The 21616-nt window shown below is 67.8% G+C and carries 21 protein-coding genes; 13 read left to right on the top strand and 8 right to left on the bottom strand.

Annotation, left to right across the window (positions count from 1 at the left end; all coding sequences use genetic code 11):
• Nucleotides 1–33 precede the first annotated feature (33 nt).
• From BAY15_RS02400 to BAY15_RS02390, 3 genes are read left to right on the top strand one after another with little or no spacing between them, the layout of a single operon-like run.
• Nucleotides 34–789 (top strand): SDR family NAD(P)-dependent oxidoreductase, encoded by a 756-nt coding sequence (locus BAY15_RS02400; RefSeq protein WP_068848655.1) that lies wholly within the window; start codon nt 34–36, stop codon nt 787–789.
• A gap of 29 nt (nt 790–818) precedes the next feature.
• Nucleotides 819–2000, top strand: a complete 1182-nt coding sequence (locus BAY15_RS02395) for a GDSL-type esterase/lipase family protein (protein ID WP_068848653.1) — start codon at nt 819–821, stop codon at nt 1998–2000.
• Nucleotides 1997–3100: a sugar kinase gene (locus tag BAY15_RS02390; protein WP_068848651.1), complete on the top strand. Its 1104-nt coding sequence runs from the start codon at nt 1997–1999 to the stop codon at nt 3098–3100. Before BAY15_RS02395 ends, BAY15_RS02390 begins: the two co-directional genes overlap by 4 nt.
• A gap of 10 nt (nt 3101–3110) precedes the next feature.
• On the opposite strand, the gene BAY15_RS02385 is transcribed toward BAY15_RS02390, so the two are convergent.
• A complete protein-coding gene (locus BAY15_RS02385) occupies nt 3111–3536 on the bottom strand; it encodes an NUDIX domain-containing protein (RefSeq protein WP_068848649.1) in 426 nt (141 codons plus the stop codon).
• Between the two features lie 274 nt (nt 3537–3810).
• Complete coding sequence (locus BAY15_RS02380) at nt 3811–4383, bottom strand: Ax21 family protein (RefSeq protein ID WP_068848647.1); 573 nt, start codon at nt 4381–4383, stop codon at nt 3811–3813.
• Between the two features lie 711 nt (nt 4384–5094).
• Between BAY15_RS02380 and BAY15_RS02375 the strand changes: the two genes are divergently transcribed.
• Nucleotides 5095–5454, top strand: coding sequence for a DUF1428 domain-containing protein (locus tag BAY15_RS02375; RefSeq protein WP_068848644.1), 360 nt, complete (start codon nt 5095–5097; stop codon nt 5452–5454).
• Nucleotides 5455–5503: 49 nt separating this feature from the next.
• On the opposite strand, the gene BAY15_RS02370 is transcribed toward BAY15_RS02375, so the two are convergent.
• From BAY15_RS02370 to BAY15_RS02355, 4 genes are all read right to left on the bottom strand, one after another.
• Nucleotides 5504–6184: a hypothetical protein gene (locus BAY15_RS02370; RefSeq protein ID WP_068848642.1), complete on the bottom strand. Its 681-nt coding sequence runs from the start codon at nt 6182–6184 to the stop codon at nt 5504–5506.
• Between the two features lie 10 nt (nt 6185–6194).
• Nucleotides 6195–6902: an NrdJb gene (locus tag BAY15_RS02365; protein WP_068848640.1), complete on the bottom strand. Its 708-nt coding sequence runs from the start codon at nt 6900–6902 to the stop codon at nt 6195–6197.
• Nucleotides 6903–6961: 59 nt separating this feature from the next.
• Nucleotides 6962–7894 (bottom strand): histone, encoded by a 933-nt coding sequence (locus tag BAY15_RS02360; RefSeq protein WP_068848638.1) that lies wholly within the window; start codon nt 7892–7894, stop codon nt 6962–6964.
• 181 nt (nt 7895–8075) lie between these two features.
• A complete protein-coding gene (locus BAY15_RS02355) occupies nt 8076–11366 on the bottom strand; it encodes an LAGLIDADG family homing endonuclease (RefSeq protein WP_068848636.1) in 3291 nt (1096 codons plus the stop codon).
• A 256-nt stretch (nt 11367–11622) separates the two neighbouring features.
• On the opposite strand from BAY15_RS02355, the gene BAY15_RS02350 reads away from it, so the two are divergent.
• The 9 genes from BAY15_RS02350 (at nt 11623) to BAY15_RS02310 (ending at nt 19640) form a co-directional block, all read left to right on the top strand.
• Nucleotides 11623–13050, top strand: a complete 1428-nt coding sequence (locus BAY15_RS02350) for a Do family serine endopeptidase (protein WP_068848634.1) — start codon at nt 11623–11625, stop codon at nt 13048–13050.
• A gap of 135 nt (nt 13051–13185) precedes the next feature.
• Nucleotides 13186–13548 carry a hypothetical protein gene (locus BAY15_RS02345; protein WP_068848632.1) on the top strand — a complete coding sequence of 121 codons (363 nt, stop codon included), beginning with the start codon at nt 13186–13188 and terminating at the stop codon, nt 13546–13548.
• A gap of 6 nt (nt 13549–13554) precedes the next feature.
• A complete protein-coding gene (locus BAY15_RS02340; protein ID WP_068848630.1) occupies nt 13555–14061 on the top strand; it encodes a hypothetical protein in 507 nt (168 codons plus the stop codon).
• Nucleotides 14058–14528: a protein sip-5 gene (locus tag BAY15_RS02335; protein WP_068848629.1), complete on the top strand. Its 471-nt coding sequence runs from the start codon at nt 14058–14060 to the stop codon at nt 14526–14528. The genes BAY15_RS02340 and BAY15_RS02335 overlap by 4 nt, the downstream gene beginning before the upstream one ends.
• Nucleotides 14529–14622: 94 nt before the next feature.
• On the top strand, nt 14623–15723 hold the full coding sequence (locus tag BAY15_RS02330; protein WP_068848627.1) for an AI-2E family transporter: 1101 nt from the start codon (nt 14623–14625) through the stop codon (nt 15721–15723).
• A gap of 44 nt (nt 15724–15767) precedes the next feature.
• Nucleotides 15768–16478, top strand: a complete 711-nt coding sequence (locus tag BAY15_RS02325; protein ID WP_068848625.1) for an HAD family hydrolase — start codon at nt 15768–15770, stop codon at nt 16476–16478.
• Between the two features lie 23 nt (nt 16479–16501).
• Nucleotides 16502–17869, top strand: coding sequence for a leucyl aminopeptidase family protein (locus BAY15_RS02320; protein ID WP_068848623.1), 1368 nt, complete (start codon nt 16502–16504; stop codon nt 17867–17869).
• A 137-nt stretch (nt 17870–18006) separates the two neighbouring features.
• Complete coding sequence (locus tag BAY15_RS02315) at nt 18007–19101, top strand: catalase family peroxidase (RefSeq protein ID WP_068848621.1); 1095 nt, start codon at nt 18007–18009, stop codon at nt 19099–19101.
• Nucleotides 19098–19640 (top strand): cytochrome b, encoded by a 543-nt coding sequence (locus tag BAY15_RS02310; RefSeq protein WP_068848619.1) that lies wholly within the window; start codon nt 19098–19100, stop codon nt 19638–19640. The genes BAY15_RS02315 and BAY15_RS02310 overlap by 4 nt, the downstream gene beginning before the upstream one ends.
• A 57-nt stretch (nt 19641–19697) precedes the next feature.
• On the opposite strand, the gene BAY15_RS02305 is transcribed toward BAY15_RS02310, so the two are convergent.
• Both BAY15_RS02305 and BAY15_RS02300 read right to left on the bottom strand, forming a co-directional pair.
• Nucleotides 19698–20300: a response regulator transcription factor gene (locus BAY15_RS02305; protein ID WP_068848617.1), complete on the bottom strand. Its 603-nt coding sequence runs from the start codon at nt 20298–20300 to the stop codon at nt 19698–19700.
• Entirely contained in the window at nt 20297–21523 is a 1227-nt protein-coding gene (locus BAY15_RS02300) for a sensor histidine kinase (RefSeq protein ID WP_083214042.1), read from the bottom strand. The genes BAY15_RS02305 and BAY15_RS02300 overlap by 4 nt, the downstream gene beginning before the upstream one ends.
• Between the last annotated feature and the right edge of the window lie 93 nt (nt 21524–21616).

Below are 21616 nucleotides of genomic sequence, written 5' to 3'. Positions count from 1 at the left end.
TTCCTTTTCCCCCTCGCATCACTGGAGTACCAAATGAATCAGTTCAAGGACAAGGTGGCGATCGTCACCGGTGGCGGCCGCGATATCGGCCGTGAGATCTCGCTGAAGCTGGCCGCGGCCGGCGCCAAGGTGTGCATCAACTACGCCAACGACGAAGCCAGCGCGCAGGAGACCCTGCAGCAGGTGCAGGCCGCCGGCGGCACCGCCATCGTGCACCGCGCCGACGTGACCGACGCGCAGGCCGTGGCCGGCCTGGTTGCCGCCACGCAGGCTGCGTTCGGGCCACGGATCGACGTGCTGGTGAACGTGGCCGGTGGCATGGTGCAGCGCCGCCCGCTGGCCGAGATCGACCCGGCGTTCTTCCACAAGGTGATGGACCTCAACATGAGCTCGGTCTACCTGACCACCCATGCGGTGGTGCCGCACATGCCCGAAGGCGGCGCGATCGTGAACTTCGCCTCGCAGGCCGGCCGCGATGGCGGTGGGCCGGGCGCGTCGATCTACGCCACCGCCAAGGCGGCGGTGATGACCTTCACCCGCGCCATGGCCAAGGAACTGGGCCCGCGCGGCATCCGCGTCAACGCGCTGTGCTGCGGCATGATTGCCACCCGCTTCCACGATGAGTTCACCAAGCCGGAAGTGCGCACCGCCGTGGCTGGCAACACCCCGCTGCGCCGCCAGGGCCGCCCGCAGGAAGCGGCCGACACCGCCGTGTACCTGGCCTCGGATGCGGCCGGCTTCATCACCGGTGCCAACGTCGACGTCAACGGCGGCACCTACTTCTCCTGATAGACCGCTGACCGCCTGGGAGGGCTGCCATGCTGCGCTGGATCACTGCGCTTTCATTTGCACTTGCCACCAGCGCCGCCGCGCTGCCCACCCAGGCCCAGGTCTGGGTACCGGCCTGGACCGCCTCGCCGGCGCCCGACCGCCAGGACGGCACGCCGGAAGCACCGGTGCAGTTCGCCAACCAGACCGTGCGCCAGGACATGCGCCTGGCCAGCTCGGCCACCGCGCTGCGCTTCCGCATCACCAACGAGCTGGGCGTGGCGCCGCTGCATATCGGCGGCGCCACCGCACAGCGCACCGGCACGGCCACGCCGGCCAAGCTGGTGACCTTCAACGGGCGCAGCGAGGTCACCGTGCCAGTGGGCGCGGTGCTGCTCAGCGACCCGGTGCCGATGGCGGTGCCGGCGCTGGCTGATGTCTCCCTCACCGTGTATTTCCCCGAACCCACCCAGCCGGCGGTGCGGCGCACCGCGCTGCGCATTGCCGACGGCCGCCAGGCCGAGGTTGCCGACAAGGTGAAGCTGGCCTACCGGCAGAACGTGGTGTCGGCGGTGCTGGCCGAGCGCAGCAGTAAACCCATCGTCGTGGTGGCCTTGGGCGATTCGATCACCGAAGGTGCCACCGCCACGCGCGGCAGCAACGGTGATTGGCCTTCGCTGCTGGCCACCCGCCTGCAGCAGGCCTGCCCGGACCAGGTGGTGCTGGTCAACGCCGGCATCAGCGGCAACAAGGTGATGGACCATGGACGCAGCCACAGTGCGCTGGCCCGGCTGGACCGCGATGTGATCGCGCTGCCGCACGTGGACCGGGTGATCCTGTTCGAAGGCATCAACGATATCCGCCATGACGGCGGCACCCCGCCGGTGGCCGGCCGCAACGCCGATGACATGGTGCTGGGCTACCGGCAGGTGGCCGAGCGCCTGCACAGCAACGGCATCCGCGCCATTGCCGCAACGATGACGCCGTTCGGCGGCTCTGACCGCTACGAACCCGTATCGGCCGGCACCCGCACCACGCTCAACACCTGGATGCGCGGTGGGCGCAGTGGCTTCGATGCGCTGATCGACTTCGACCAGATCCTGCGCGATCCGGCCAAGCCGGAATTCCTGCCGGAAGCCATCACCCGCGATTTCCTGCACCCCAACGATGAAGGCTACCGGCGCATGGCCGATGGCGTGGACCTGGCCGTGCTCGGGTGCAAGGCACGATGAGCACGCAGCAGTTCCAGCTGGCACGTCACGCCAGCCCACGCTGGGCCGCGATGGCGCTGGGTGAAGTGATGTTGCGGTTCGACCCGGGCGAAGGCCGCGTGCGCAACGCCCGCCAGTTCCAGGTATGGGAAGGCGGCGGCGAGTACAACGTGGCACGCGGGTTGAGCAGTACCTTCGGCCATGCCACGGCGGTGCTGACCGCACTGCCGCGCAACGAGCTGGGCCTGCTGGCCCAGCAGCTGATCCAGGCCGGCGGCGTGGACAGCAGCCAGATCCTCTGGCGCGAGTACGACGGCATTGGCCGCAACACGCGGATGGGGCTGAACTTCACCGAGCGCGGCTTCGGCGTGCGCGCGCCGCTGGGGGTGTCCGACCGGGCGTACTCGGCCGCCTCGCAACTTCAGCCTGACGAGATCGACTGGGACACGCTGTTCGGCGTGCACGGGGTGCGCTGGCTGCACACCGGCGGCATCTTCGCGGCGTTGTCCGAGCACAGCGCGCAGACGGCCATCGCTGCCGTGCGCGCGGCGCGCCGGCATGGCGTGGCGGTGTCCTACGACCTCAACTACCGCGCCAGCCTGTGGAACAGCCATCCGGACCCGGACGCGGCGCGGCATGCCAACTGCGCGATCGCCGCCGAGTGCGACCTGCTCATTGGCGATGAGTACTCGTTCGCGGCCTGCCTGGGCATGGACCTGGCCGACCTGGGCCGGCGCGAGACGCCGATGGATGTGGGACCGGCCGATGCGGCCGCGCTCCGCGCAATGGAACGGTTCCCCAACCTGCAGGCGGTGGCGTTCACCCTGCGCGATGCCAGCAACGCGGCCCGCAACGGTTGGGCCGGCGCGCTGCGCAACCGCGAGGCGCTGTTCGTCTCCGCCGCGCGCGAAGTGGACCTGCTGGACCGCGTGGGTGGCGGCGATGCCTTCGTGGCGGGGGTGGTGCATGCCCTGCTGGAAGGCCTGGGCGAACAGGTGGCGGTGGAGCTCGGCGCGGCGCACGGCGCACTGGCGATGTCCACGCCGGGCGATGCCGCATGTACCAGCCGCGAGGAAGTGGAAGCGGTGGCGCGCGGTGACGGGGCCGCCGCCCGGCGATAGCGCGCGCGGTTCAGCGCGGCTCGGCGAGCCGCGCCAGGCCTTCGGTGGCGGAGCGGGTCAAGGGGGCGGGCAACGCGTCGGCCGCAAACCAGTCCACGGCAAGGATTGCTTCGGGTTCGAGCGACGCGGCCGGCGTGTCGTCCAGCGTGCGCGCCAGGTAGACCGGTGCCACCCAGTGCTGGCCCAGCGCCGGCTCGAAGTGGTCCACCACGCACAGCAGCCGCTCCAACGCGATGCGCAGGCCGGTCTCTTCCCGCACTTCGCGGACCACGGTGTCTTCCACCTTCTCCATCCAATCGACCTTGCCGCCGGGCAGGCCCCAGTGACCCTGTTCGGGCGGACGCCCGCGCTTGACCAGCAGGACGGCCCCATCGGCGCGCTGGATGACGGCGCCACAGCCGACGCGAGGGTGTTGCAGTGGGGTCGGCTGGGACATGGGGTTCTCCGGGGGGCGGCGGCATTATCGCCTGCGGGCCCGCGACCACCAACGGTGGCCGCCTACCGTGTGCTGTGCACCCGGGACCATCCGTGGTGGCCGCCAACCGTTGCTTCGGACGCGCGACCATCCGTGGTGGCCGCCAACCGATGGGTGCGGCGGTAGGTACCGACCGTTGGTCGGTACGCTTTTCGCGCCCACAAAAAAGGCCCGGCATGTGCCGGGCCCTTGTCGCTGCGCCAGTCAGGCACGCAACGGAGCGATCAGACGCCGCTTACCAGCTGAAGCGCGGGCCGACCGACCATTCCTTGTCACCGTGGCGATCCATCTTGATATCGCCATTGATGCCCCAGTTCTGGTTCAACTTCACCTGGCCACCCAGGCGGCCGTAGAACTGGCCATCCGGATTGATGCCGTGCTTCTTGCTGTAATCCTCGTAACCGGCCATTGCATAGACTTCGGCGTGCTGGCCGAACGCGGTGCGGATACCGGCTTCAGCGCTGTAGCCGTTGAAGTCCAAGCCTTCCTTCGGGTCGAACTTGTTGTAGGCAACGCGGCCCACGAAGTCGGTGCTGGTGGCGATTTCGTGGTTGTAGCCCACGCCGACGCGCCACTGGTCAACCTTGAAGTTGCCGATGTCGGTCTTCTGCTGGTTGTATTCACCAAACGCATGGAAGTTCGGCAGGAAACCGTACGAACCCTTCACACCCCAACCGTCGGCCTTGCCACCATCGGCATCGGTCTTGACGTAATCGCCTTCGGCGTAATTGTAGGACAGGCCTTCAGCGGCCGAAGCGCCGAACGGCAGAGCGGCGGCGAGCGCCAGGGCAATCAAGGAGGTCTTCATGGGGGTACACCTTTTCTGTTGTTTCGTTCGTGCAGTGGCGCAAGCGGCTTCTGCATCGGGAATGTAAATTCTCCGTTATTCGACACAACGCGCCCTGAAGTGAGCCGGTTTCGGCTACGCGAATTTTTGGCATTCATTCAGACGCGTCGTGTCATATACGCGCGCGCTGCATTTTTCAGGTGTGCTGTGTGTGTTCGCGGCACACGATGAACCTTGCGTTTACAACGCGTGGGATAAAGGGAAATGGAAGTGATGGAGAGGTCGCCGCTGGACTCATGCCGAAATGATTCGGCAGGGCGAAGGGAATCCGGTCACGACGATACCCTTGCAGGGCGTCACGCGCTGGGGAAGCCGCTCTTGGGGAGTAGTCGGCTAACGCGTCCATCTTCCGTGTTGCACCGGCTGACGCAGCTCTGGCATCAAACCGCAGGGCCCTTGGGGTGGCCTGCCCGGCGCTTGCATAGTGAGGCCGATAGCGGCGCGCGAATATCAGGATGTTCCTCACCGTCGTTAAGGGTTTTCTTACCCTTGCTTCGCTGCAATGCAGCGCGCCAGTGACTTAACCCGTTGATTTTCCGGCCGCATATGCCGGATTAACGAAATCATCACCGCCTCCAGCCTGCCCTGGAGGCACTGTCGATTTCCCGCGCCCCCACGCGTCGTATTCCTTGAAGGTGCCCGCCGTGGTGCACCGGTTACCGGAGGCTGCAGATGTCCTATATCGACGGTTTCGTATTGGCCGTACCCACCGCCAACAAAGACAAATTCATCAAACACGCCAACGAAGGCGATTCGGTGTTCATGGAATTCGGCGCACTGCGCGTGGTGGAGTGCTGGGGTGATGACGTCACCCACGGCAAGCAGACCGACTTCTTCCGCTCCGTAGAAGCCAAGGACGATGAGACGGTTGTGTTCTCCTGGATCGAATGGCCGGACAAGGCCACCCGCGATGCGGGGATGGAGAAAATGATGAAGGACCCGCGCATGGATCCGGCCAACAATCCCATGCCGTTCGACGGCAAGCGGATGATCTATGGCGGCTTCGTACCGATCGTGGAACTCAGGAAGTAGCAGGCGCTGTAGCGGGCGAATCGACGGCCCAGGCAGCCACCCGCCCCGCTCAGCGCGCGTGGCTGCTGTCGTCGTCCTGGCCGTGGCCCATGCCCACCCCGGCGCCGCCACCGCCCATGCCGCCCATGCCACCACCGCCGCCGCCCTTGCCCCCGGCGCGGTCGCCGGCCTCGGCCTTGCCCCGCGCACCACCGGCCGCAGGCCGCGCCGGGCCTTGGCGCGGAATCGCCACGCTGGCGGGAATGGGCGCCAGGTCCAGCGCCTCGCGGATGAAATCGCGCAGCGATACCACCAGCTCGGCGGTGGGCACCGCGCGGCCTGCGGCCAGTTCGTTGGCCGCGTGTGCAGCCAGCCGCACCTGGTCGTCGGTGCCCAGCAGCACGATGTCCGAGAGCGCCGCTTCCACCGCATCGCGGATCCGGCGTGCGCGGTCGCTGCCGGTGCTCAGTGGCAGGTTCAACGTCTCATCGCCTTCGCCAGGCGCCTGGCGCAGGTCACGCAGGTGGCGCGGATCGACGTGCAGCGCGCCGGTGAACGACCCGCCGAGCGTCTTGTAGGCGGCAATCAGGGTGCGCAGCCGCTCGTTGATCTGGCGGTTCTCGCGCTCGCGGCGCTGCTGCAGGGTCTGCATGAACACCAGGCGGATGCCCACGCCGATCAGGGTGATGACCGCCAGCCCGACCAGGGTGGAGAGCATGGCCTGCCAGGAGCTGAAGTCCAGGTTGCGCATCGGCGTCAGCTCACCCGCACTTGGAGTACCCACAATTCAGGCAGGTGGCGCAGCCGTCCATGAACACCTGCGCCTTGGTGAAGCACTTCTCGCACATGCTGGCGCTGGGCGGAAAGCTGGCGCCGTCGCCGGTGATGGCCAGCTCTTCGCTCTCCCGCGCTTCGTAATCTCGGCGCTTTTCAGCGATCAGCGCGCGTTGCGCGGCACTCATCTCCGGGTCGTGCAGCAGCCCGATCGACTTGAGGTGGTGTTCGATGATGCTGCCCAGTTCGGCCACCAGCGAGGGCATGTAGGCGCCGCCGATCTTGTAGTAGCCGCCGCGCGGGTCGAACACGGCCTTCATCTCCTCGACCAGGAAGGTCACGTCCCCGCCCTTGCGGAATACGGCGGACATGATCCGGGTAAGCGCCACGATCCACTGGAAGTGCTCCATCGACTTGGAGTTGATGAACACCTCGAAGGGCCGGCGCAGCTCGTGTTCGGTGCCCGGGTTGAGCACGATGTCGTTGATGGTCACGTAGAAGGCGTGCTCCACCATCGGCGATTTGATCTTGTAGGTGTTGCCGACCAGGACGTCGGGGCGCTCGATGCGCTCGTGCATCTGCACGATGTCGTTGGCGGCGTCCGGGAGCGGGGCGGCGGTGGGCGCTGCCTGGCGCGTCTCCTCGGGGGTGACGACGGCATACCCGGTGATCTTCTGATCGATCCTGACAGCCATGGTGCGTTTCCTCGGTGTTCACGGCGCCCGCCCAGGGGCAGGCGCCGTGCATTACCTGCTTACTTGCGGGCGCGCTTGGCCGGGGCCTTGCGGGCCACGGTCTTGGCGCCGCGCTTGGCCGGTGCAGCCTTGCGGGCAACCGACTTGCGGGCAACGGCGGTCTTCTTGGCGACAGCCTTCTTGGTGGCGGCCGACTTGCGGGCCACGGTCTTCTTGGCGACAGCGACCTTCTTGCCGACCGTCTTGCGGGCGGTGGCGGTCTTCTTGGTCACGGCCTTCTTGGTGGCGGCCGACTTGCGGGCGACGGTCTTCTTGGCGACAGCGACCTTCTTGCCAACGGTCTTGCGGGCGGTGGCGGTCTTCTTGCCCACGGCCTTCTTGGTGGCCGCCGACTTCTTGGCCACAGCCTTCTTGGCGGTAGCGACCTTCTTGCCAACAACCTTCTTGGCGGTGGCGGTCTTCTTGGTCACGGCCTTCTTGGCAGCAACCGACTTCCTGGCGACAGCCTTCTTGGTGGTGGCAGCCTTCTTGCCCACGACCTTCTTGGCGGCGGCAGTCTTCTTGGTCACGGCCTTCTTGGCGGTGGCGACCTTCTTGCCGGCAACCTTCTTGGCGGCCTTGGTGGTCTTGGTCACGGCCTTTTCAGCAGCGGCCTTCTTCTTGGCGACCTTCTTGGTCAGCGCGGCGGCCTCGGCCTTGGCGTTGCTCTTGGCGGTTTCCAGCTTCTTCTTGGCCGTGGCCAGGCGCTTGCCGACCGACTTGGCGGCCTTGTCAGCCTTCTTGGCGACGGTCTTCTCGGCCTTCTTGACAGCCTTCTTGACCTTGGCAACCTGGGTGGTGGCAGCCTTGCGCGCGCGCTTGGCGGTCTTCTTCACCGAGGCGACCACTTCTTCAGCGGTGTGGGCGATGGTCTCGCCAACGTTGCCGGCGGTTTCTTTCACAGTTTCCACACCCTGCGACAGGGTCGCGGTGACGCCATTTCCGTTGCTCATGTTTTGCCTCCTGAGGGGCCAGTCAGTGATTTCGCTGGCGATGCTATACCGGCGCGGACGATCGTGGAACGGTCTTGTCGCAGCTCGTGAGCCGCCTTTGTGCTTGCCCGGCCGGCGCCATGAATCCGGCGCGGACGGGAATCACGCATGAAACCACTTGAAAACAGCTTCGGCTGCACAATCAGAACTTGCCGTAATAGCCCTCCTTGAGCGCGTCGAACAGGTTCGCGGCGGTGTGCAATTCGCCGTCATACTCGATCTGTTCGTTGCCCTTTACTTCCACAACTGCGCCGTCCTGGAGTTCGAAACGGTAGGTGGTGTTCTCCAGATCGGCCTCCTTGACCAGCACGCCCTGGAACGCGGCGGGGTTGAAACGGAAGGTGGTGCAGCCCTTCAACCCCTGCGCATGGGCGTAGCGGTAAATGTCCTTGAACTGCTCGTAGGGGTAGTCGGTGGGGACGTTGGCGGTCTTGGAAATGGAGCTGTCCACCCACTTCTGCGCGGCGGCCTGGACATCCACGTGGGCCTTGGGCGAGATGTCGTCGGCAGCAATGAAGTAGTCCGGCAGGCGGGCGCCGTCCTCGTCGGCGAACGGCATGGCCTGCGGGTTGACCAGGTGCCGGAAGGCCAGCAGTTCGTAGGAGAACACGTCCACCTTCTCCTTGCTCTTGCGCCCCTCGCGGATCACGTTGCGGCTGTAGTGGTGGGCGAACGAGGGCTCGATGCCGTTGGAGGCGTTGTTGGCCAGCGACAGGCTGATGGTGCCGGTGGGGGCGATGGAACTGTGGTGGGTGAAGCGGGCGCCGATCTCGGCCAGCTCCTCCACCAGCTCCGGGGCCACGCTGGCGATGCGTTGCATGTAGCGGCTGTAGCGGGCATGCAGCACCTTGCCCTCGATGTGCTGGCCGGCGCGCCAGCCATCGGCGGCCATTTCCGGGCGCTGGCGCAGCATGGCGGCGGTGACCTCGAAGGTCTCCTGCATGATCGGCGCCGGCCCTTTCTCGCGGGCCAGGCTGAGCCCGGTTTCCCACCCCGCCACGGCCATCTCGCGGGCGATGGCCTCGGTGAAGTCGCAGGCGTCGGGCGCGCCATAGGTCATGCGCAGCATGGCCAGGGTGGAGCCCAGGCCCAGGAAGCCCATGCCGTGCCGGCGCTTGCGCAGGATCTCCTGGCGCTGCTGTTCCAGCGGCAGGCCGTTGACCTCCACCACGTTGTCGAGCATGCGGGTGAACACCCGCACCACTTCTTTGTATTCGTCCCAGTCGAACCGGGCCTCGGCGGTGAATGGGTCGCGCACGAAGCGGGTGAGGTTGACCGAGCCGAGCAGGCACGCGCCATACGGGGGCAAGGGCTGTTCGCCGCAGTTATGGGCATGCAGGCCGTTGCCGTCGAAGCAGTGTATGCCAGGTACCTGGACGTCGTAGACGTCTTCCACCCCGTCCGGGTCCACGCTTTCAACGGTGGCGAAGAAGCGGCTGCGGTTGAGCGTGCGGCGGTAGGCGGCCAGCGTCCGGGTCAAGCGCGCGGCCTTGTCGGTGTCGGCGAACCCGATCAGCGCGTCGTAGCGGGCTATGCCTTCGCCGCTGATCACGAGTTCGAACTGGGCCAGGGTGGGGTAAGAGCTCTGGCCACCGCGGCCATCCGGCAGCACGGCGTGTCCGGCCTCGCGGCGGACGTAGAGGGTGGCGGGAATTCCCAGCCGCAGCAGCATGCGCTGCACCGCCTCCAGGCGCGGGCGATCAGACTGCGCCAATCGGACGGATACGCCCTTGCCCTGGTTGCCCTGGTTGCCCTGCACGCTGCCGTCGGCGTCGAAGAGGCCGCGCAGGAAGCCACGGCAGGCATCGCTGGAAAGTTTTTCCAGCGCCGGGGTAATGGGCTTATCACCGGGGGACATGCCCAGCTGCTGAGCAAGATCACGCAATGCCGCGGACTTCAGGCGCCATTCGCTCCGGCCGCCCACCTCGGACCACCCGGTGAAATCGGCCCGGTGCGGCAGCGTCTTCGCGCAGCGCAGCGCTTCACCCATCAGCGCGAGCGCTCCGGGTGCCGGCGTCGCCGGCGCGCCATTGGCCACTGCCGCTGGGCTCCACACCGAGAGCACAGCGCCTTCCTCTTTCAACGTGCCGTCGCCCATCAGCAGCCCCAGCAGGTAACCCTGCTCATGCGCCAGCGCGCCCGGCCAGTGCGGCGCGGCGCGATGGTCCTGCAGCAATACCTCATCCCCCGCCTGCAACTGGCCCGCCTCGCACCAGTCGCTCTGCACCTCCCAGCGGGTGCGGTGGGTGACCCGGCGAACCCGATGGTCGGCAGTCAGCCGCAGCCGATGGCCTTCGCGGGTCTGCAGGGCGAGCACCGGCTTGCGCGCCGTGCGGAAGAACCCGGCATCGGTAGTGGCATGGTCCTGCCCCTCCACGCGCACGTGGAACCCCTGCCCGATCAGCTCGGCCACCTGGCGCGGCCCGGCGGCGGTGTGCACCCAGGTATCGGCGGTGACGCAGGGATTGGTGGCGCGGATGTCCTCGCACCACCAGTTGTTGTTCATTTCGTTGACCCGGTCGATCAGGATGAAACCGGGTTCGGCGTAGTCATAGGTGGACACCATGATCATGTCCCACAGGTGCCGGGCGCGGATCTGGCCGTAGACGCGGCAGGCCACCAGGCCATCTTCGCGGACCACGTAGTCGCGGTGGGTGGGCCATTCGCGCCACTGCACGGCGGCCGGATCAGCCAGGTCGAACTCGCCGGCCTCGTGCCGGCTCAGCGGGAACACCAGCGGCCAGTCGGCGTCGTTGTCCACGGCCTGCATGAAGCCATCGGTGATCAGCAGCGACAGGTTGAACTGGCGCAGCCGGCCGTCTTCGCGCTTGGCCCGGATGAAATCGCGCACATCCGGGTGCGAGACGTCGAAGGTGCCCATCTGCGCGCCACGGCGGCCGCCGGCCGAGGAGATGGTGAAACACATCTTGTCGAAGATATCCATGAAGGACATCGGGCCGGAGGTGTGCGCGCCAGCCCCGGCCACGAACGCGCCGCGCGGACGCAGCGTGCTGAATTCATAGCCGATGCCGCAGCCGGCCTTGAGGGTGAGCCCGGCTTCGTGGACCTTGCGCAGGATGCCGTCCATCGAATCTTCGAGCGTGCCCGAGACGGTGCAGTTGATGGTGCTGGTGGCCGGCTTGTGCGCCTGCGCGCCGGCATTGGAAATGATGCGGCCGGCGGGAATGGCGCCACGGCGCAGCGCCCAGGTGAAGCGCTCGCGCCAGTGCCGGCGCTTGTCCTCGGTGAGTTCGGCGTCGGCCAGGGCGTGCGCCACGCGCAGGTAAGTGGCGTCGATATCCGCATCCAGCGCCTGGCCCTGCTTGGTCTTGAGCCGGTACTTCTTGTCCCAGATATCCAGCGAGGCCGGCTGCAGCGGCACGTCGCCGGTGGCCAGCTCCGGGGGAATCACGTCCGTTTGCACCGTACGCATTCGAGGCAGGCTCCATCGCGTGGTCACCGGGTGTGCCCGCTGGCGGACCCAACGCCTTGGGGCACTCTGGGTCGGCAACGCAACATCTAGTGGCCGGCCTGGATCCAGCTTACGCCGGCACGGGGGCGTGTCAACGGCACGGAAGGTCGCAGGGGCGGCGGTGGCCGGGGTCGATTTCATCGCCGGTTTAGCCGGCAGCGCACAGACTCGTTCAGCTTGATTTACCGTATACGTGTTTTCCGCCCACCGGACTCCCATGCGACCGCTCCCGACCCTGCTCACGCTCGCGCTTGCCGCCGCCTTCGGAGGCTTTGTCGCTTCCGCCATCAACGCCCATCTGGACAACCGCGCTGAAGCGGCGCCGGCCACGCTGGCCATTCCGGCGACCGCTGCGCTGCCTGCGTCGGTGGCCGGGCAGCCGGTGCCCTCGCTGGCGCCAATGCTGGAGCGGGTGATGCCGGCGGTGGTGAGCGTCAATACCAAGCAGGTGGTGCGGGTGCGCAACCCGTACTTCAACGACCCGTTCTTCCGCCGCCTGTTCCCCGAAGTACCGCAGGAGCGCATCAACGAATCGCTCGGTTCGGGCGTCATCATCGATGCGGCCGAAGGCCTGGTGCTGACCAACCACCACGTGATCGAGAACGCCGACGATGTGCAGGTGACGCTGTCGGACGGGCGCACGGTCAAGGCCGAGTTCCTCGGTTCGGACCGCGATACCGACATTGCGCTGATCCGCATTCCGGCCGACAAGCTCACCGCGCTGCCGCTGGGCGACAGCACGCAGCTGCGCGTGGGCGATTTCGTGGTGGCCATCGGCAACCCGTTCGGCTTCAGCCAGACGGTCACGTCGGGCATCGTCTCGGCGGTGGGCCGCACCGGCATCCGCGGGCTGGGCTACCAGAACTTCATCCAGACCGATGCCTCGATCAACCCGGGCAACTCCGGCGGCGCGCTGGTCAACCTGCAGGGCCAGCTGGTGGGCATCAATACCGCCAGCTTCAATCCGCAGGGCAGCATGGCCGGCAACATCGGCCTGGGCCTGGCCATTCCGACCAACCTGGCGCGCGATGTGGTGGACCAGCTCATCAAGCATGGCGTGGTGGTGCGCGGCACGCTGGGCATCGAAGCACAGAACCTCACCCAGGCGCTGGCGCAGAACCTGGGCCTGAGCGAAGCGCGTGGCGCGCTTGTCACCCGCGTGCTGGCCGGTTCGGGCGCCGCTGCGGCGGGGCTGAAGCCGGGCGATGTGGTGGTGTCGGCCAATGGCCAGCGGGTGGATGGCGCGGTGGCGCTGCACAACGTGGAGGGCCTGCAGCCGGTGGGCAGCGCGCTGACACTGGAGGTGCGCCGTGATGGCAAGCCGCTGACGTTCAAGGCCACGCTGAAGGAACAGCCGCGCGCGGTGGCCGGTGAATCGCTGGACCCGCGGTTGAGCGGCGCCACCTTCGTAGACCTGCCCGAGACATTGCGCCAGGCCGGCAGCAGCGGGGTCATGGTCAGCGACGTCAAGCGCGGCAGCCGCGCGGCGAATTCGGGCCTGGTCGCCGGCGATCTGATCATCCAGGCCAGCGTGGGTGAATTCGCCGACCTGGCCAGCTGGCGCGCCAATTTCCAGCAGCGCCCGCAGCAGCTGGTGCTGCGCGTGGTGCGCGGCAATGCGCGCGGCGAACTGGAAATGCGCTGAACCGGTCAGGCAACCTTCGCGCGCGGATCACACCAGCTGACGCCCTCTACACCCTGCCAGTGCTATTACCTTCAGTTCGCTTCGACCGGCATGGCCTGCGGTCACCTTCCCCATCGCTTACTACGGAGATACACGATGAGCCCCACCAATACCGAAAACCTGAAGGAACACCTGGGTGAAGCCGGTTCGCACCTGAAGTCGGCTGCCACCGCTGCCGGCGGCGCGATCAAGGGCGCCACCGGCGCGGCGACCGACGAACTGCGTATCGGCAAGGCCAACGTCAAGGCCGAACTCTCCGACACCGCACTGTCCGGGCTGGCTGCTGCTGAATTCGGCGGTGCTGCTGCCAAGGAACAGGTCGATGCGCTGATGGACAAGGGCAAGGACCTGGTCGACAGCGCCGCCGAGTTGATCCGCGAGCGCCCGCTGGCCTCGTTCGGCGTGGCGTTTGCCGCCGGCTGGATCATCGCCAAGCTTGCCCGCAGCGGCGACAAGTAAGTCGGCGTGAGCGATCAAGCACAGTCGACGCCTGACGGTGGGGCGGCAACGCCCCCACCGGAGGGCGATGCCGGGCAGCGCGCGCCGCGCCTGGATGAAAGCATCCGCGAGGTCGGCCAGGCCGGCCGCGCAACCGTGGATTCGGCCAAGCACACGCTGCGTTCGCTGCGTCGGCTGGCCTCCTTTGAATTTGCCTTGGCACGCAGTGCGTTCGGTCGGGCCTTGGCGTGGAGCGGGGTGGCGATCGTGTTCGGCGCCTCGGCCTGGCTGCTGCTGGCCGGCACGCTGATCGCGCTGATGCAGCGCTGGGGCCTGTCCTGGTTCCATTCGCTGTTGATCACCTCGCTGGTGAGCCTGGCGATGACCGGCTATGCCATCTGGCGGGTGTCGTTCTTCTTCCGCCACACCGGCATGCATGCCACCCGCCGCCAGTTGTCGCGGCTCGGCCTGTTCGATGAGCCCACCGAAGACGATCCCGATGCGGATGTCCGGGCAGCGGAGCGTACGCCATGAAGTTCGAAGCCCTGCGCCACCGCGTCAAGCGGGCTGAACAAGTGGTCGCGATCCGGGTCGACGAGACCCAGTGCAGCTGGTTCACCCTCAGCCAGGCCTGGCGCGAAGGCTGGACCCCGCTGCGCATCATCAGCGTGGGCCTGGCCGGTGGTTTCCTGGCCGGCAAGCTGGAGCCCGGCAGCACCCGTTTCCACGGGGCCCGCTGGCTGCAGATGATTGGCTCGGTGTCCAACCTGCTGGCCAGCGCACAGGCGGCGTTCGCCTCGATGCAGGCCAATGAGGCGGCCGAAACCGCCGAACAGGCCGCGGACAAGGTGGATGAAGCGGTCGACCCGACGCCACCTGCGGCACCGGTTCGGGCTGCCGCCCCTGCCGCTGCGCCACGGGCCCGGGTGACCGCCACGCAGGAGGCGGCGCAGCCGCAGCCCCAGCCGGCGGAAGCAGCGACCGACGTTTCCGAACGTTAACCGGTAGCGCCGGCCGTTGGCCGGCCTCCCATTCCACACGCCGCACGCACCCGGGCTACCCAATAATGCGTCTCCTCTCCAGCGTGCGACCTGCATGAGCGTTCCTGCGCCCTCCCCTGCCGACGCTCCCCTGCCGGTACCGGTACCGCCCCCGCCGCGCCCGCGCGCGCCGATGTCGCTGGTGGTGCTGGCCATGCTGGCGGTGGCGTTCACTCTGTGGGCCGCGCAGGAAATCATCCTGCCGATCCTGCTTGCCATGTTCTTCGCGCTGGTCGGCAACCCGATCCTGCGCCTGCTGGGCCGGCTGTGGGTTCCGCGCTTCCTGGCGGCGGTGCTGGTGATCGGGGTGGGGTTGAGCGGCACGGCCGCGCTGGGCGTGCAGCTGGTGGGCCCGGCGATGGAATGGGCGCAGGAAGCGCCGCAGCAGCTGCGCAAGGTGGCCCGGCAGGTGCAGAACCTGACCAAGCCGGTGCAGCAAGCCAACCAGGCGGCGGAGAATTTCGCGCGCGTGGCGGGTGGCGAGGGCAGCCGCCGGGTGCAGGTGGTGCGCACCCAGCTGGATGACCCGTACAAGGTGCTGACCCGGGCGCCGCGACTGGCCGCGTCCGTGCTGGCGGTGGTGCTGCTGACGCTGTTCTTCATGATCTACGGGCAGAACCTGCAGAAGCATGCCATCGCGCTCTTCCCCAGCCGGCAGCAGCAGCGGTTCACCACCGACATCCTGCGTTCGATCGAACGTGAGGTCTCGCGCTATGTTTTGACCATCACCGTGATCAACACGCTGGTAGGGCTGATCTTCTCCGGGGTGCTGTTGCTGCTGGGCATCAGCCTGCAGGAGGCGCTGCTGTGGGGCACGGTGGCGGCGCTGCTGAATTTCGCACCCTACGTGGGCCCGCTGATCGGGGTGACGCTGATGCTGCTGATGGGCTTCGTGGAGTTCAGCGACCCGTTCCATGCCCTGCTGCCGGCGGCGTGTTACCTGGCCCTGCACACCATTGAAGGCCAGGTGGTGACCCCGATCGTGCTGGGCCGGCAGATGGCGATTTCGCCGCTGATCCTGATCCTGGCGCTGATGGTATTCGGCTGGCTGTGGGGCATGGTGGGCCTGCTGCTGTCGGTCCCCCTGCTGGTCTGCATCAAGCTGGTGCTGGCGCGCCTGGACGGCACCCAGGGCTGGGCCAAGCTCCTGGAGTAGAGCCACGCCCTGCGTGGCTGACCCCACAGGAGTAGAATGGGCGGGTGAATTTTCCCGTCCTAGCCATCACTCTCGACCTCGACGACACCCTGTGGCCGTTCGCCCCCATCGGCGCCCGCATCGACCAGGTGTTGTACGAGTGGATGCTCCAGCACAGCCCCGCCACCGCCGCGATGTACCCGGTGGCGGCGATGCGCGAACTGCGTGAGCGCTCCTTTCGCGATAACCCGCACCTGCACCACGACCTGAGCGCCCTGCGCCGGCTCACCCTGCGCGAGGCGCTGGAAAACAGCGGGGCAGACCTGGCCCTGCTGGAACCGGCCTACGAGGCGTTCTACGCCGCGCGCAACCAGGTGGAGTTCTACCCGGACGCGGTGGACGCACTGGCCCGCATCGCCGCCCGGGTGCCGGTGGCCGCGCTCAGCAACGGCAACGCCGACCTGGCCCGGATCGGGCTGGACCACCACTTCGCCTTCCAGCTGGGTTCGCGCGAACACGGCGCGGCCAAGCCGGCCGCCAGCATCTTCCACGCCGCCTGCGAGCGCCTGGGGGTGGCTCCGGCGCAGGTACTGCACGTCGGCGACCACATCGAAATGGACGTGGTGGGCGCGATGCAGGCCGGCCTGCGCGGCTGCTGGATCAACCGCGTTGAACACACCTGGCACCATCCTTCGCTGCAGCCTGACCTGCAGTTCGACACCCTGACCGGGCTGGCCGACTGGCTCGATGCGAACGCATCGGCACAGACCGCCTGACCACGAACGGAGCACGACCCCGCATGACCCAGATCACCGGTTTCACCACCGATTCGGCCAAGGCCCTGCCGCTGCATGTCATGGAGCGCGAACAGTTCGCGGCGTGGCGCGCGCAGCAGAGCCCGGCCCTGGTTGCCTGGCTGGATGCGCAGCACTTCAACGGCAGCGGTGGCAGCGTAGTGCTGCTGCCGGGCGAACACGGCCTGGCCGGCGCCATCGTCGGCGTGGGCGACCCGGGCGATGCCTATGCGTATGCACACGCCCCGTTCGCCCTGCCCGAAGGCAGCGTGTGGCAGCTGGCCGATGCGCTGCCGGCCAACATCGAAACCCTGCTGCACCTGGGCTGGGGCCTGGGCAGCTACCGCTTCGCGCGCTATCGCAAGCCCAACCGCGCCCCGGCGCAGCTGGTGGCCAGCCCGGCCGCCGAAGTGCGCGATGTGATCACCGCCAGCCTGCGCGTGCGCGACTGGGTGAACACCCCCACCGAAGACATGGGCCCGCAGCAGCTGGAAGACGCCGCGCGTGAACTGGCCGCCGCCCATGGTGGCCAGTGCGAAGTGATCACCGGTGACGCGCTGCTGGAGCAGAATTTTCCGGCCATCCACGCGGTGGGTCGCGCCTCGCACCGCGCGCCGCGCCTGATCGCGCTGCGCTGGGGCCAGGCCGGCCGCCCGCACGTGGCGCTGGTGGGCAAGGGCGTGTGCTTCGATACCGGCGGGCTGGACATCAAGCCGGCCGACGGCATGCGCAACATGAAGAAGGACATGGGCGGCGCCGCGCACGCGCTGGCACTGGCCGGGCTGATCATGGCCCAGGAGCTGCCGGTGCAGCTGACCCTGCTGATTGCCGCGGTGGAAAACGCGATCGGCCCGGATGCGTTCCGCCCGGGCGAAGTGATCGCCACCCGCAAGGGCCTGAGCATCGAAATCGACAACACCGATGCCGAAGGCCGGCTGGTGCTGTGCGATGCGCTGACCTACGCCAGCGAACAGCAGCCGGAGATCGTGCTGGATTTCGCCACGCTCACCGGCGCGGCGCGCATCGCGCTCGGCCCGGACCTGCCGGCGCTGTTCAGCAACAACGACAGCCTGGCCCAGCAGTGGCTGCAGGCCGGCGAAACCACGCGCGACCCGGTCTGGCGCATGCCGCTGTGGCGCCCGTACCTGCGTTACCTGCACAGCGGCATTGCCGATCTGGCCAACGCCGGTTCGCGCATGGCCGGTTCGGTGACCGCGGCGCTGTACCTGGAGCGTTTCATCGCCGAAGGCCAGGCCTGGGCGCACCTGGATGTGTACGCCTGGAATGACGGCGAACGCCCGGGCCGCCCGGCCGGTGGCGAGGCCCTGGCGCTGCGCTCGGCGTGGTCGATGTTGAAAACGCGATACGCGTAAAGCCGAACCGCACCGATCCCCGCCCCGGCGGGGATCGTTCGTTGAATCTTGTCGAAAATGTGAATATCCGGGCGACCGGGGTTCTGACACCATGGCCGCACCCACCCCCTCACGTTCGAGAAGGCAGGTAACGGCCCATGTCGCTCTTCCGCTATACCCGCGCCGGCCGTGAGCCGGATGCCCCGCGCCCCCCGCATTCCCCGCTGCTGTGGATCGCGCTGATCGCGTTGATCGCCGGCGTGCTGGTGCTGGCCTTCGCCTGGCTGGCCGGCTGGCTGGGCCGCGACCGCGCCACCGTGCAGACCTTCACCGACACCATCGAAGCCACCGGTGCCAACCACCCCGGTTTCCGCCGCGCGCACAGCAAGGGCGCGTGCGTAAGCGGCAGCTTCCAGGGCACCCCGCAAGGGGCCGCACTCAGCGCGGCGCGGGTGTTCCGCCAGCAGCAGGTACCGGTGCTGGGCCGCCTGTCGATCGGCGGCGGCGATCCGCACGGTGCAGACGCCAATGCGCGCGTGCGCAGCATGGCGCTGCAGCTGGTCAGCGATGACGGCCAGGAATGGCGCACGGCGATGAACAGCTTCCCGTTCTTCGCGGTGCCCACCACCGAGGCGTTCCTGGAACAGACCCGCGCCGGCATTCCCGACCCGGCCACCGGCAAACCGGACCCGGCGAAGATGGCAGCCATTGCGGCCAAGTACCCATCGGCGAAGGCGTTCGGCGAATGGGCCAAGACCGCGCCGTGGTCCACCAGCTGGGCCAACACCACGTACAACGGGGTGAACAGCTTCCGCTTCACCAACGCCGACGGCCACACCGAAGTGGTGCGCTGGAGCATGCGCCCGCTGGCACCGTTCGAAGCCATGGATGCGGAGCAGCGCAAAGAGGCCAGCCTGGATTACCTCAGCGATGAGTTCCAGCAGCGCCTGGCCAAGGGGCCGGTGCAGTGGGAGATGTGGGCCACCGTTGCTGCGGCCGGCGATGCGGTGAACGACCCCTCGATTCCGTGGCCCGAAGACCGCCGCCAGGTGAAGCTGGGCACGCTGACCCTGACCGCGCTGCAGCCGCAGGCCGGCGGTGCCTGCAACAACCTCAACTTCGATCCCCTGATCCTGCCCAGCGGCATTGCCGGCAGCGATGACCCGATCCTGGCTGCGCGTTCGGCGGTGTATTCCGAATCGTTCAATCGCCGCGAACGCGAACTGGCCAGTGGCAAGGAGAAGGCGCAATGAGCCGTGATGCCGGGCATTTCAACCTCACCGCGCGCGTGCTGCACTGGCTGATGGCGGTGCTGATCCTGACCATGCTGTTCGTCGGCGTGACCATGGTGGCCTCGCTGCACTGGCGACCGCTGCTGGTGGACCTGCACCGGCCGCTGGGCATCGCGATCCTGCTGCTGGCGCTGGTGCGGCTGATCAACCGGTTGCGCCATCGGCCACCGCCGCTGCCGGCGGATCTGCCGGCGTGGCAGGCGGCCGCCGCGCATGCCTCGCATTGGGTTCTGTACGGGTTGATGCTGGCCATGCCGCTGGTGGGCTGGGCGATGCTGTCGGCCGGTGGCTACCCGATCCAGATGTGGAAGGGCGTGCTGCTGCCGCCGATCCTGCCGCACGACGTGGCGTTGTACGCCGCGCTGCGCAGCGCGCACAGCCTGCTTGCGTATGTGTTGTTCGCCACGGTGGTGCTGCATTTGAGTGCAGCGCTGTTCCACCTGTGGGTGCGGCGCGATGGGGTGTTCCAGGCGATGGCGAAGGGCCCGGGAGACCGTTGACAAGGTCACACGACCAACGGTCGTGTGCTACCGGCTGGTTGTAGCCACCGTGGGTGGTTACAACCAGCCTTTCTGCCGGGCCAGGCGATAGGCCTCGATGCGGTTGGCCACGCCCAGCTTGCCGATGCATTCGGACAGGTAGTTGCGCACCGTGCCATGCGACAGGCCCAGCTGGGTGGCGATCTCGCTGGCCGAGCGGCCGTCGCCGGACAGGCGCAGCACCTGGCGTTCGCGGTCGTTGAGCGGGTCGGCCTGCGACCACGCGTCCAGCGCCAACTGCGGGTCGATGGCACGGCCGCCGTGCTGTACCTGGCGCAATGCATCGGCCAGCTTCTCCGCCGGTGCGTCCTTGAGCAGATAGCCGCACACGCCGGCATCCAGTGCGCGGCGCAGGAATCCGGAACGCGCGAAGGTGGTCACGATCACCACCTTGATCGGCAGCGCATGTCGGGCGATGCGCTGCGCCAGCTCCAGCCCGGACAGCCCCGGCATTTCGATATCGGTGACCAGGATGTCCGGCTGCAGCTGCTGCAGCATCCGCCAGGCCGCCTCACCGTCAGCGGCGGCACCCAGCACGTCGATATCCGGCTCCAGCCCGAGCAGGGCCGACAGCGCGCCGCGCACCATCGCCTGGTCTTCGGCCAATACGATGCGGATCATGGCAGTGCCTCACTGGTCATTGGGGGCGCACTTGGCGCCGTGGCGACCGCGGCGGTCCTGGCCGGTAGCGGCACCTGCACCACCACCGTGGTGCCCTGCCCGCGCGGGGAGTGCACCTGCAGCGTGCCGCGCAGCGCAGCCACGCGTTCGCGCATGCCGGTGAGCCCGTTGCCATCGGCCTGCACATCGCCTCGGCCGTCATCGCGGATCTGCAGGCCCAGGGTGCGCCCGTCCTGGCTGAACTCGACCCAGGCCTGGTGCGCGTCGGCATGTCGCACGATGTTGGTGGCCGCTTCGCGCAGCACCAGCGCCAGGCCGCGTTCGATCTCCGCCGGCATCGGCGGCGGCGGGCTGTAGTGCAGGTGCACGTGCTGGCATTCCAGCAGCAGCCGCGCGGCCGCCAGTTCCGCGGCAAGATCGCTGGCACGGATGCCGGTCACGGCGCTGCGCACTTCAGACAATGCCTGCCGCGCGATGGCTTCGGCTTCGGTCACCTCCAGCCGCGCGCGTTCGGGATCGCGGTCGAACAGCTTGCGCGACAGCTCCAGCTTCAGGGTGATCAGCGACAACGTGTGACCGAGCAGGTCGTGCAGGTCGCGGCCGATGCGCTCGCGCTCGGCGGTGGCGGCCAGCCGTCGCACTTCGTCCTGGGACAGCTGCAGGGCCGCATCGCGATCCTTGTTGGTGCTTTCCACGTTGATGATGACGCCGATGATGAACGCCATCGACGGAATCCACACCACCAGCTGCCAGTGGTAGCCCACCCACAGCGCGATCGCCACGAAGGCGGCGTTGAGCACCACCAGCTGGCCGAGGTAGCGCCACGCGCTGCCGGTGCGGCACACCCGCAGGGTGACGCAGCCGAAGATGAAATAGCTGATGCCTGAGGGATACCACGGCAGCAGCGCCAAGCCCATGGCAACCATGGCCAGCGCGTAACGCGGCGCGTGCCGGCGCGGCGACAGCAGCTGGCGGGCGTACAGCGCCAGGAACACGGGGTAGGTCAGCAGGGTGAGCCACAGCCACAGCAGGCTATAGCCGCCGCCGAACATCGGGGTGAGGAACACCCAGCCGGTCCACAACAGGTGCACCGCGTCGGACCAGGCCGGCTTGCCGGCGCGCAGGTTGTCGGCAACGGCCGAATCCGGGGCGGGTCGCAGAAGGGAGGAAAGCCAGCGGGGCGGCATGGTGGATTCCCGGTCGTGGGGGCGAGGCGCGATCATGGCAGTTTCCCGGTGGGGTGCGGCATACCCATACGATCCCGGGTCGGCGATGGCATTTCCAGTACGCCCCATCACCCCAGGCAGGTGACAGCT

This window comes from Stenotrophomonas rhizophila, assembly GCF_001704155.1.
Lineage (GTDB): Bacteria > Pseudomonadota > Gammaproteobacteria > Xanthomonadales > Xanthomonadaceae > Stenotrophomonas > Stenotrophomonas rhizophila_A.
This window is presented reverse-complemented; position numbering and strand designations above follow the sequence as displayed.

Bases quoted from the DNA above. Each gene is read 5' to 3' on its own strand.
- BAY15_RS02400 (WP_068848655.1), top strand. From the start codon at position 34: ATGAATCAGTTCAAGGACAAGGTGGCGATCGTCACCGGTGGCGGCCGC.
- BAY15_RS02395 (WP_068848653.1), top strand. From the start codon at position 819: ATGCTGCGCTGGATCACTGCGCTTTCATTTGCACTTGCCACCAGCGCC.
- BAY15_RS02390 (WP_068848651.1), top strand. From the start codon at position 1,997: ATGAGCACGCAGCAGTTCCAGCTGGCACGTCACGCCAGCCCACGCTGG.
- BAY15_RS02385 (WP_068848649.1), bottom strand. From the start codon at position 3,536: ATGTCCCAGCCGACCCCACTGCAACACCCTCGCGTCGGCTGTGGCGCC.
- BAY15_RS02380 (WP_068848647.1), bottom strand. From the start codon at position 4,383: ATGAAGACCTCCTTGATTGCCCTGGCGCTCGCCGCCGCTCTGCCGTTC.
- BAY15_RS02375 (WP_068848644.1), top strand. From the start codon at position 5,095: ATGTCCTATATCGACGGTTTCGTATTGGCCGTACCCACCGCCAACAAA.
- BAY15_RS02370 (WP_068848642.1), bottom strand. From the start codon at position 6,184: ATGCGCAACCTGGACTTCAGCTCCTGGCAGGCCATGCTCTCCACCCTG.
- BAY15_RS02365 (WP_068848640.1), bottom strand. From the start codon at position 6,902: ATGGCTGTCAGGATCGATCAGAAGATCACCGGGTATGCCGTCGTCACC.
- BAY15_RS02360 (WP_068848638.1), bottom strand. From the start codon at position 7,894: ATGAGCAACGGAAATGGCGTCACCGCGACCCTGTCGCAGGGTGTGGAA.
- BAY15_RS02355 (WP_068848636.1), bottom strand. From the start codon at position 11,366: ATGCGTACGGTGCAAACGGACGTGATTCCCCCGGAGCTGGCCACCGGC.
- BAY15_RS02350 (WP_068848634.1), top strand. From the start codon at position 11,623: ATGCGACCGCTCCCGACCCTGCTCACGCTCGCGCTTGCCGCCGCCTTC.
- BAY15_RS02345 (WP_068848632.1), top strand. From the start codon at position 13,186: ATGAGCCCCACCAATACCGAAAACCTGAAGGAACACCTGGGTGAAGCC.
- BAY15_RS02335 (WP_068848629.1), top strand. From the start codon at position 14,058: ATGAAGTTCGAAGCCCTGCGCCACCGCGTCAAGCGGGCTGAACAAGTG.
- BAY15_RS02330 (WP_068848627.1), top strand. From the start codon at position 14,623: ATGAGCGTTCCTGCGCCCTCCCCTGCCGACGCTCCCCTGCCGGTACCG.
- BAY15_RS02320 (WP_068848623.1), top strand. From the start codon at position 16,502: ATGACCCAGATCACCGGTTTCACCACCGATTCGGCCAAGGCCCTGCCG.
- BAY15_RS02315 (WP_068848621.1), top strand. From the start codon at position 18,007: ATGTCGCTCTTCCGCTATACCCGCGCCGGCCGTGAGCCGGATGCCCCG.
- BAY15_RS02310 (WP_068848619.1), top strand. From the start codon at position 19,098: ATGAGCCGTGATGCCGGGCATTTCAACCTCACCGCGCGCGTGCTGCAC.
- BAY15_RS02305 (WP_068848617.1), bottom strand. From the start codon at position 20,300: ATGATCCGCATCGTATTGGCCGAAGACCAGGCGATGGTGCGCGGCGCG.
- BAY15_RS02300 (WP_083214042.1), bottom strand. From the start codon at position 21,523: ATGATCGCGCCTCGCCCCCACGACCGGGAATCCACCATGCCGCCCCGC.